General features: G+C 68.3%; 13 protein-coding genes and 1 pseudogene. 8 read left to right on the forward strand and 6 right to left on the reverse strand.

Annotated features, from left to right (window positions below):
• Window positions 1–7: 7 nt before the first annotated feature.
• Window positions 8–643: a J domain-containing protein gene (locus VGD93_RS10120; protein ID WP_395011669.1), complete on the reverse strand. Its 636-nt coding sequence runs from the start codon at window positions 641–643 to the stop codon at window positions 8–10.
• Between the two features lie 48 nt (window positions 644–691).
• On the opposite strand from VGD93_RS10120, the gene VGD93_RS10125 reads away from it, so the two are divergent.
• Window positions 692–976: a BolA family protein gene (locus VGD93_RS10125; RefSeq protein ID WP_395011671.1), complete on the forward strand. Its 285-nt coding sequence runs from the start codon at window positions 692–694 to the stop codon at window positions 974–976.
• Between the two features lie 87 nt (window positions 977–1063).
• On the opposite strand, the gene aroB is transcribed toward VGD93_RS10125, so the two are convergent.
• A complete protein-coding gene (gene aroB / locus VGD93_RS10130; protein ID WP_395011673.1) occupies window positions 1064–2179 on the reverse strand; it encodes a 3-dehydroquinate synthase in 1116 nt (371 codons plus the stop codon).
• Window positions 2169–2924 carry a shikimate kinase gene (locus tag VGD93_RS10135; RefSeq protein ID WP_395011674.1) on the reverse strand — a complete coding sequence of 252 codons (756 nt, stop codon included), beginning with the start codon at window positions 2922–2924 and terminating at the stop codon, window positions 2169–2171. Before VGD93_RS10135 ends, aroB begins: the two co-directional genes overlap by 11 nt.
• Between VGD93_RS10135 and VGD93_RS10140 the strand changes: the two genes are divergently transcribed.
• The 7 genes from VGD93_RS10140 to VGD93_RS10170 all read left to right on the forward strand — a co-directional run bounded on the left by VGD93_RS10140 (window position 2923) and on the right by VGD93_RS10170 (window position 8340).
• Window positions 2923–3210 carry a hypothetical protein gene (locus VGD93_RS10140; RefSeq protein WP_395011676.1) on the forward strand — a complete coding sequence of 96 codons (288 nt, stop codon included), beginning with the start codon at window positions 2923–2925 and terminating at the stop codon, window positions 3208–3210. The two genes, VGD93_RS10135 and VGD93_RS10140, sit on opposite strands and share 2 nt — an antisense overlap.
• Window positions 3207–4112 carry a site-specific tyrosine recombinase XerD gene (locus VGD93_RS10145; protein ID WP_395011678.1) on the forward strand — a complete coding sequence of 302 codons (906 nt, stop codon included), beginning with the start codon at window positions 3207–3209 and terminating at the stop codon, window positions 4110–4112. The genes VGD93_RS10140 and VGD93_RS10145 overlap by 4 nt, the downstream gene beginning before the upstream one ends.
• Window positions 4113–4232: 120 nt before the next feature.
• Entirely contained in the window at window positions 4233–5189 is a 957-nt protein-coding gene (locus tag VGD93_RS10150) for an acetyl-CoA carboxylase carboxyltransferase subunit alpha (protein ID WP_395011680.1), read from the forward strand.
• 126 nt (window positions 5190–5315) lie between these two features.
• Window positions 5316–6356, forward strand: coding sequence for a L,D-transpeptidase family protein (locus VGD93_RS10155; RefSeq protein ID WP_395011682.1), 1041 nt, complete (start codon window positions 5316–5318; stop codon window positions 6354–6356).
• A 190-nt stretch (window positions 6357–6546) separates the two neighbouring features.
• Window positions 6547–7224, forward strand: coding sequence for a L,D-transpeptidase family protein (locus VGD93_RS10160; RefSeq protein WP_395011684.1), 678 nt, complete (start codon window positions 6547–6549; stop codon window positions 7222–7224).
• Window positions 7197–7787: a hypothetical protein gene (locus tag VGD93_RS10165; protein WP_395011686.1), complete on the forward strand. Its 591-nt coding sequence runs from the start codon at window positions 7197–7199 to the stop codon at window positions 7785–7787. The genes VGD93_RS10160 and VGD93_RS10165 overlap by 28 nt, the downstream gene beginning before the upstream one ends.
• 196 nt (window positions 7788–7983) lie before the next feature.
• Complete coding sequence (locus VGD93_RS10170) at window positions 7984–8340, forward strand: excalibur calcium-binding domain-containing protein (protein ID WP_395011688.1); 357 nt, start codon at window positions 7984–7986, stop codon at window positions 8338–8340.
• A gap of 92 nt (window positions 8341–8432) precedes the next feature.
• Here the strand turns inward: VGD93_RS10170 and VGD93_RS10175 are convergent, their stop codons facing one another.
• The 3 genes and pseudogenes from VGD93_RS10175 to VGD93_RS10185 all read right to left on the reverse strand — a co-directional run.
• Window positions 8433–8771: a GYD domain-containing protein gene (locus VGD93_RS10175; protein ID WP_395011690.1), complete on the reverse strand. Its 339-nt coding sequence runs from the start codon at window positions 8769–8771 to the stop codon at window positions 8433–8435.
• A 24-nt stretch (window positions 8772–8795) separates the two neighbouring features.
• The gene (locus VGD93_RS10180; protein WP_395011692.1) at window positions 8796–8966 is read right to left on the reverse strand and encodes a hypothetical protein; all 171 of its coding nucleotides are present in this window, start codon (window positions 8964–8966) and stop codon (window positions 8796–8798) included.
• 16 nt (window positions 8967–8982) lie between these two features.
• Window positions 8983–9240 (reverse strand): annotated as a pseudogene (locus tag VGD93_RS10185) (SRPBCC family protein); the annotation flags it as partial.
• Window positions 9241–9262 lie beyond the last annotated feature (22 nt).

Here is a 9262-nt window from a genome sequence, read left to right on the forward strand (position 1 = left end):
CTGCCGGCTAGCGTCCGACGAAGCCGCGGGTCTTGAGGTGGGCGTAGGCCGCGATGATGGCCCTGAGCCGCTCCTCGGAGGTCTTGTCGCCGCCATTGGCGTCGGGATGGTGGAGCTTGACCAGGCCCTTGTATGCCTTCTTGATCTCGGCCGCGGGGGCGTGGCCGTGCAGGCCCAGCGTCTCCAGCGCCCGCCGATCCGGCTCGTGCAGCGGCTTGACATGCTCCTTCTGCGGCCCGCGGGCCTGGGCCCGGGCGTAGCGCGCGAAGATATGGAGCGGGTCCGAGACGCGGCGCGCGCCCGGGTCGCGCCCGTCGGCCCGGGGCATGCGCGGGCCCTGCGTCCCCGGTTTGGCCCCGAATCCCCAACTCGGGCGGCCGTCGGTTTCGGCCGAGCGCTTGAGATGGTCCTCCATCTCGCCCGGACTCATGCCGGCGAAGAAATTGAAGGTGCTGTTGTAGTGGCGGACGTGCTCGAGGCAGAACACGTGGTACTGGCCCTCGGCGCGGTTGCCCTTGGGGGCGCGGAATTCGCCGGGCTGGTCGCAGCCTTCCCAGGCGCATGGCGTCGGCACGACGCGAGGCTTTTCCTCGTGCCGCGGCTTGATCCTGATCCTGTCAAAAAGCTTGGATTCCAGCTTCATCAGTCCTAGTTACTCGTCACCAGTCAACCCAGTGGAACCGGTATCCATATGTCCGTTCGCGACTCGATTGCACAGAAACTTTCGATCAAATTCGCTCCCAGCCATCTTGAAGTGATCGACGAAAGCGAGAAACACCGCGGCCACTCGGGCTGGCGCGAAACCGGCTCGACGCATTTCCGGGTCCGCATCGCCGCCGACAGCCTTGCCGGCCTCAGCCGCGTGGCGCAGCACCGCGCCGTCATGACAGCCGTCGATGACGAACTCAAGGCCGGGGTGCACGCCCTCACCGTCGAAGTGCTGCCGTCCGGCGCGGCCTCGGCTCCCGGTATCTAGGGCATTGTCCCTGGACGGCAAGGGCAGACGCTCGGCTCGGGTGCGGCCCGGAGGGGTCGGCAGGGGGCTCGCGGCCACGCCGCCTGGCTAGGCCGTGCGCGCCTGCTCGAGGAAAGCGGCGACCTCGGCCGGCGCGACGTTGCGCTCGATGAAGGCCTGGCCGATGCCGCGGGTGAGGATGAAGGTGAGGGCGCCGCGTACGACCTTCTTGTCTTGTCCGATCGCCTCGACGAGCGCGTCGGTCCCCGGCAATTCGCCCGGGATGTCGGCCAGCCGTGTCGGCAGGCCGGCGGCACTCAGATGCGCGGCGATCCGGCCGGTGTCCTGGCTCGGCGCCAGCCCGAGCCGGGCCGAGAAGGCATGGGCGAGGACCATGCCGATGGCCACGCCCTCGCCGTGCAGCAGGCGCTGCGAATAGCCGGTCGCCTTCTCCAGCGCATGGCCGAAGGTGTGGCCCAGGTTGAGCAGGGCGCGCACTCCGGTCTCCTTTTCGTCGGCGAGGACGAATCGCGCCTTGGCGGCGCAGCAGCGGGCGATAGCCTCGGCGCGCGCAGGGCCGCCGGCGAAGATCTCCGCCCGGTTCTCCTCCAGCCAGAAATAGAACGCCTCGTCGTCGATGAGCCCGTACTTGACCACCTCGGCATAGCCGGCCGCGAATTCTCGCGGCGGCAGGGTGGCGAGGGAGGCGAGGTCGGCCAGCACGAGGCGTGGCTGGTGGAAGGCGCCGATGAGGTTCTTGCCGTGCGGGGAGTTGATGCCGGTCTTGCCGCCGACCGAGGAATCGACCTGCGCCAGCAGCGACGTCGGCAGTTGCACGAAATCCATGCCGCGGCGGGCGATGGCGGCGGCGAAGCCGGCGAGGTCGCCGATCACTCCGCCCCCCAGGGCGAGGATGAGGTCGCCCCGCTCGAGCCGGGCCGCGAGGACGGCGTCGACCACCTCGCCCAGCCGGTCCCAGGATTTGCTGGCCTCGCCGTTGGGAACCACGATCTCGGCGAAGCCGAGGCCGGCCCGTTGCAGCGAGCGGCGCAGCCGTGACAACTGGGCGCGTGCCACCTCGCTGTCGGTGACGATGCCGTAGCGGCGACCGGGGAACATGGCGGCGAGCCGCCCGCCCGCTTCGTCCAGCAGGTCGTCGCCGATGACGATGTCGTAGGCGCGCTCGCCCAGCGCGACGTGGACGGTGTGCAGATCATTCGCCATGTGCGGCGTCCTCGCGCTGCTGTTGCCTGCCCAGAAACGCGACGAGCGCGTCGACGATGTCGCCTGCCACCGCATCATGCGGCGCGTCCGTCGACACGATGGTGACATCGGCCTCGCCATAGATCGGGTAGCGCTTCTCGATCAGCTTTCGCAAGGTGTCGCGCGGATCGGCGGTCTTGAGCAGCGGCCGGTTGCCACGCCGCGAGACCCGGTTGTACAGCAGTTCGAAATCGGCCTTGATCCAGACCGAGACGGCCGTCGACTTCACCAGTGCCCGGGTTTCCGGGTTGATGAAGGCGCCGCCGCCGGTGCCCAGCACGAGGTCGGGATCGCGCAGCAGCCGGGCGATGACGCGGACCTCGCCGGCCCGGAAATCGGCCTCGCCGTGGGTCGCGAAGATATCCTCGATGCTCATGCCGGCGGCCTTCTCGATCTCCTCGTCGCTGTCGACGAAGCGCCGTCCGAGCTGGGCGGCGAGCCGACGCCCGACCGTCGTCTTGCCGGCTCCCATCATGCCGACGAGGACGATGGGACGGCCCGCCAGCAGCGCCAGCAGCGCGTCGCGCCTGTCTTCCCGAACCGTGGATTTCCCGCGTGCCACCTGCTGGCCCCGATCGCTTGCGTGCCGCCTTGAACCGTCCGGACCGGTCAAAGTCAATCCCGCCGATAAGCGAGCGGCCTTGATCGGTACGGCGAAACAGGGGACATTCTGCCTCTCTTCGCGTAACTTGAGCGGAACCGCCATGCCGACCCTCATTCGCCTCGTCGTCATCGTGCTGGTGCTGGTCGGCCTGGCCTATGGCGGCATGCTGGCGCTGGTGGCGGCGGTGGACCCCGGCGAAAAGGACATCACCATCCGCATCCCCGCGCGCGACCTGGTGGCCGCCCCCGAGCGCGCCCCGCTGGTGCGCCGCGAGATCGACACCAGCCGGACCGCCGATTCGCCGCCCCCGGTCGAGCCCGCCGCCGGCGCCGCGCCGGCGGAGGGGGAAAACGACGTGCGGACCCTGGCGCCGGGCGGCCCCGAATGAGCGTTGCCGACGTCCATCTGATCGAGGCCTTCCTCGAAATGATGAGTGCCGAACGGGGGGCAGCGCGCAACACCATCGAGGCCTACCGGCGCGACCTGGCCGACTACGCGGAGTATCTTGCCGGTACCGGGGCACGGCTGGCCACGGCCGCGCGCCGGCAGGTCGTCGGCTATCTCGAGCTGGTGTCGGCGCAAGGCCTGTCGGCGGCGAGCGGCGCCCGGCGTCTGAGCGCCATTCGCCAACTGCACAAGTTCCTGTGCGCCGACGGGGTGCGCGACGACGATCCGACGCGCATCGTTGCGTCGCCGCGCGCCCGCCGGGCGCTGCCCAAGGTCCTCTCGATCGCCGAGGTGGACCGCCTGCTCGCGACCGCGGAAGCCGAAGCCGTCGCCGAGGGCAGCGCCGGCGCGCTGCGCCTCTACGTGCTGCTCGAGCTGCTCTATGCCACGGGGATGCGGGTATCCGAGCTGGTCGGGCTCAGGCGCGCGGCGATGCTGCGCGATGCGAGCCATCTCACCATCGCCGGCAAGGGCGGGCGCGAGCGCATCGTTCCGCTCAACGACCGGGCGCGCGACGCAGTCCGGGCCTGGCTCAAGGGGCTGGCGCCGGGACCGTGGCTGTTCCCGGCGGCGGGCGCGGAAGGGCATCTCGGCCGGCAGGTATTCGCGCGCGAGCTCAAGGCGCTTGCCGGGCGCGCCGGGATCGGCGCCGACCGGGTGACGCCGCACGTGCTCCGGCATGCCTTCGCCAGCCACCTGCTGGCCGGCGGGGCGGATTTGCGCGTGGTGCAGACGCTGCTCGGCCACGCCGACATCTCCACCACGCAGATCTACACCCACGTGCTCGACGACACGCTGCGCACGCTGGTCGAGACGCACCACCCGTTGGCCGAAGGGGACTGACGTGGCGGCATTGACGGGCCGGCGCGGCATCGCTTGACTCGGCGTCGCGGCGCCGCCACTTTCCAGCCACTTTGGGGCGCGACTGGAGCGCTGTCGCTCTTGGCCCGAACTGGCGGATGGATGCAGTCTTATCTCGATTTTGAAAAACCGGTTGCCGACCTCGAAGGCAAGATCGCCGAGCTCAAGTCGCTGGCCGCGGCGGACCAGGCGGTGTCCATCGACGAGGAAGTGAGCCGCCTGTCGGCACGGGCCGACGAGGCGCTCGTCGACATCTACAAGCGGCTAACGCCGTGGCAGAAGACGCAGGTCGCCCGCCATCCGCAGCGGCCGCACTTTTCCGACTACGTGCAGGCGCTGATCACCGAGTTCACGCCGCTTGCCGGCGACCGCAAATTCGCCGAGGACGCGGCCCTGCTCGCCGGCTTCGGCCGCTTCGAGGGGCAGTCGGTGGCCATTCTCGGGCAGGAGAAGGGGTCGTCCACCGAGAAGCGGCTCAAGCACAATTTCGGCATGGCGCGGCCGGAGGGCTACCGCAAGGCGGTGCGCATCATGGACATGGCGGACCGTTTCAACATTCCGCTGCTCGCCTTCGTCGACACCGCCGGCGCCTATCCGGGGATCGGGGCGGAGGAGCGCGGCCAGGCCGAGGCCATCGCCCGCTCCACCGAGAAGTGCCTCGAGCTCGGCATTCCCAATCTCGCCATCATCATCGGCGAAGGCGGCTCCGGCGGCGCCATCGCCATCGCCACGGCCAACCGCGTGGTGATGCTTGAGAATGCCATCTACTCGGTGATCTCGCCCGAGGCGGGGGCCTCCATCCTGTGGCGCGACGCGGCCCGGGCGCAGGACGCCGCCAACAACATGAAGATCACGGCAGCGGACCTTGCCGCCTTCGGCATCGTCGACGTCATCATTCCGGAGCCGCCCGGCGGCGCGCACCGGCATGCGGACACCGTGATGGCGGAGACGCGCAAGGCCATCGCGCAGTTCCTCGCCGATTTCGACGGCAAGACCCGTCTCGAGCTGCGCGAGCACCGGCGCGAGAAGTTCCTCGCCATCGGCTCCAACCTGGGGTGAGCGGGGGCTGCGGCCCGGGCGGCTGGGGCGCGGTAGGGTTTGGGTAACGCTGCGGCCTTACCTTTGGTCAACTCTCCCGCCGTGATGCCGGCGGGGTTTCCAGACGGGTATTGGGGTCGCGGGTCGATGACGTTGCTGCGCAGATGGGTGGCGCTTTTCCTGGTGCTGGGCATGGCCGGCATGCTTGCCGGCTGCGGCGGCTTCAAGCCGGGCAATGCGCGCGCGCAGGCGCCGCTCAAGGAGGCGACGGTGGCGCAGCTCAAGGCGATGGGCTCGTCGCCGGCCGAGGGCACGCTGATCCGCATCTTCAAGGAGAGCTCCGAACTCGAGGTGTGGAAGCGCACCGCGGGCGGCACCTACAAGCATTTCCGCACCTACGAGATCTGCGCCTGGTCGGGCGAACTCGGACCCAAGATCCGGGAGGGCGACCGGCAGTCGCCGGAGGGCTTCTACACCATCACGCCGGGCCTGCTGAACCCCAACTCCAACTACTACCTCGCCTTCAACACCGGCTTTCCCAACAAGTTCGACCGCGCGCACGGGCGCACCGGCTCGAACCTGATGGTGCATGGCGATTGTTCGTCGAGCGGCTGCTACTCGATGACCGACGACAGCATCGCCGAGATCTACGCCCTGGTGCGCGACTCCTTTGCCGGTGGCAATGACAGCGTGCAACTGCAGATCTTCCCGTTCCGCATGACCCCGCAGAACCTCGCCCGGCATGCTTCGAGCCCGCATCTGGCGTTCTGGAAGGACATCAAGGAGGGCTACGACCGTTTCGAGCTGACGCGGACGCCGCCCCGCTGGGACGTGTGCAATCGCGAATATGTCTTCGACGTGCCGCGCGACGCGGCCACGGTGCTCGACGCGGCTGCCGCCTGTCCCCCAGGGCTCGACCGGTCCACCATGACCGCGGCGCTGCAGACCAAGCAGGCGGCCGACGATGCGGCCATGGCGACCGAAGTCGCCGCGCTCGCCGCGAGGCAGGCCAAGGCCGCGGCCGAGGCCGAGAAGGCTGCGGCCGAACTGGCGGCCGCCAAGGCGCGTGGCGAGGCCATCGGCAGCTTCGTGAGCGGTCTGTTCGGGGGCAAGGATGCCGGCGCCGAGAAGGTCATCGACCCTTCGCTCAAGGCCCCGGTCCCGGCGCCGCGTATCCAGCGCGTCTGAACGGCGCCGCGAACGGGCATGATATCGCCCGATTGCCGCTGTCCACTGGCCGGCGGCATACGGAAAAGAAAACGGGGGATGCAGTGGGGAAGGGGGGCCGCTCGCGGGTGACCAGCTGTCGGCGCGCGCCGGCATTGCCTGGCCGCCCAGCAAGCGCTACCCATCGCTGCCGCACCGGGTGGGGGACGGGTTGAGCTGCGCAACTGAACCACGCTTCGATCGCGCGGCGCTGCGCGCCGCCCTCGCTGCCGCGGGCTTCGTGCTCGGCGACCGGGCGCATGTGCGCATCTTCAAGCGCGAGCGGCAGCTGCAGCTCTGGCTCAGCCCGGGGGGCGGTTCGTATGCGCTGTTCCGCAGCTATCACATCTGCGCCGTCTCGGGCGGGCCCGGCCCCAAGCTGCGCGAGGGCGACCGCCAGGCGCCGGAAGGGTTCTACCGGGTCGGCCTTGCGCAACTCAATCCCCGATCGCGCCACCACCTCGCCTTCAATCTCGGCTTCCCCAACGCTTTCGACCGCCAGCTCGGGCGCACCGGGTCGGCCCTGATGGTGCATGGCGGCTGCTCCTCGGTCGGCTGCTTCGCCATTGGCGACGCCGGCATCGACGAGGTGTACGCGGTGGTCGAAGCGGCGCTGCGCCACGGCCAGGATGCCGTCGACGTGCATATCTTCCCCTTCGCCCTCACCGACGAGGCCCTCGCCGCGGAGTCCGGCAATGGCTGGTACCCGTTCTGGCGCAATCTGAAGCAGGGCTTCGACATGTTCGAGCAGGCGGGGGTACCGCCGCGGGTGGCGGCGGGCGACGGCGAATATCGCTTCGGCAACGCTGCGGAGGGGCCCGGATGCGTCGCCATCGCCGCCTGGTCGTAAGCGAGCGGGTCATCCCGTTTCTCGCCGCCTTCGTCGGCCTTTTGGCGCTCGCCGGGGCGGTGATCGTGGACCTCGACGGCAACCAGCGCGCCGAGCAGATGTCGCAGGAGCTGGCCCGCCTGCAGCTGTCGCTGGAGCAACTGGCGCAGCGCCTCGAAAGCGCCGCCACACCCGCCGACGATGGCCTGGCCGAGGGGCTCCTCGCCCTGCAGGACCGCATGAACACGCTCGAACAGGAGTGGGCGCGTCGGCCGCCTCTCGCCGCCTCGCCTGGCGCGGTGCGCGAGGTGCCGGCCGCCGCTGCTATCGATCCGAGCCTGCCGACCACGGACTGCATCCCCGCCGGGACGCGTTTCATGGCCATGAACGGGGAAAGTTACCCCATCTGCCAGAGCCCCGTGGTGGTCAGGGTCGAGGCGGTGACCGGCGACAGCGTCGTTGTCGATGGTACCGGCACCATCGCGGAGACGACGTCGGCGGTGCTGGCCGGCAGCGACTGCACGCTCATGGTGTTCTCGGCCGAGATAGAAGGCTTCGCCGAGATGCGGGTGAACTGCCCGTAGCCAGCGGGCCGCAGCGGATGTCCGCGCGGTTCGGCCGGTCTATGCCCCGAGGCGTAGGATCAGGCTGCCCTGAGTAATGACATTTGGATATCTATTTCAATTAGCAAATTAGTTAGTATTGAGATCGACTGTATCCTTATGATTATGGAAGTGGAGAGTGAATAATAGTTCGTGAAGTCTTGCTCCGGTTTCTGCCATGGCGACTCGATTGAAGAGCAACGTGGTCAAGTTTCGGCAGGTTCGGCGTGAGGGGCACTCGGCAAGGCGATCGCGACTTCCCCAGCTTCTCGCCGCGCTCGCCGTTCCGGTTACTCTGGCCGCGGCGGGAATTGTCGGGGTCCTGTATGTGCTGACGCACAGCGCGTGGCCTGCGGACGTCACGGCACGGCATTGGCTTGCAGCGCCGAACTGCTTCGCCGCCCGTTCGGTTGGGCTGGCTCCGGCCCGGCGTGGTGAGCCCGGATATTATCCGAGTCATGACGCCGACAACGATGGCGTCGCCTGCGAGCCGTGGCCTCGCCAGTCCCTGCCGGTGGTCGTGAGGATGCGATAGAGCGTCGCCCCGCTTGGCACGCGCCGTTTTGCCCCCCAACGCGTACGCGTGAGTGCTGCATCTAGCAGGCATACCCGACCTGCCCTCTCCGCCTAGCGGGCCGCGGCCTCGCCGGGGCGCTTATAGGCCACGCCGGAAGCTTTCTTCAGGGCCGCCATCGTGTCCTCGACGCTCAGCAGCACCGTGGTTTGCATGCTGCTCAGGGCGCCGCCGCCGCCGATGGCCAGCGCCACCGCCGCCATCGAAACGTTGTCGGGTGCCTCCCAAAGCGTGTACCCGTCGTGCTCACCGAAGGCATACCAGAAGCCATGCAGCTTCCCGCCGACCCCTTCGATGTATTGCCGGGCAGCCAGCCGGCGATCCTCGGGGTTGTTCATGAGCTTCGCCCAGGTGTCGGGCGTGTAACTGAACCGGGTCAGGTAGAAAGGCATCGACCTTCTCCTTTGCTTCAGAACCTAGTTGGGCTTGGCGCCCTCAAGAACCGCCTTGAGGGTCTCCAACTCCTTGCGGATGCCTCTCTTGAACTCACCCTTCATCAACGGTCCCATCAGCCGCCACCAGCCTTTCATCTCGGCGCTGCCATTGATCGTGAACTCGGAGCCGGCACTGGCACCGGCAACGCTCATTTTTCGCCCTGTAGTCCATCCGCGGCGACACGGCCTTGAAGCCGATCAAGGCTCCCGGAACAAATTCAGTCACCTCACACGCCGCTGTCGTGCGTGTCGGTCCCATCTTCACGTCTTCCGTAAAACGCGTACCAACGTGTGTAGGCCCCGATGTAATAACTGTTGAGTTGACAACCTCGGACTGCCACTTGGGGATGTTGCTCATGTCCGCAACGAATGCGAAAACGTCCGCGGACGGGCGCGAAATCATGATCCTGTCTGCAATTGTAATCATGTAGATCTCTCCTCGCACTTGG

Source organism: Devosia sp. (assembly GCF_036406155.1).
In the GTDB taxonomy this organism is placed as follows: Bacteria; Pseudomonadota; Alphaproteobacteria; order Rhizobiales; family Devosiaceae; genus Devosia_A.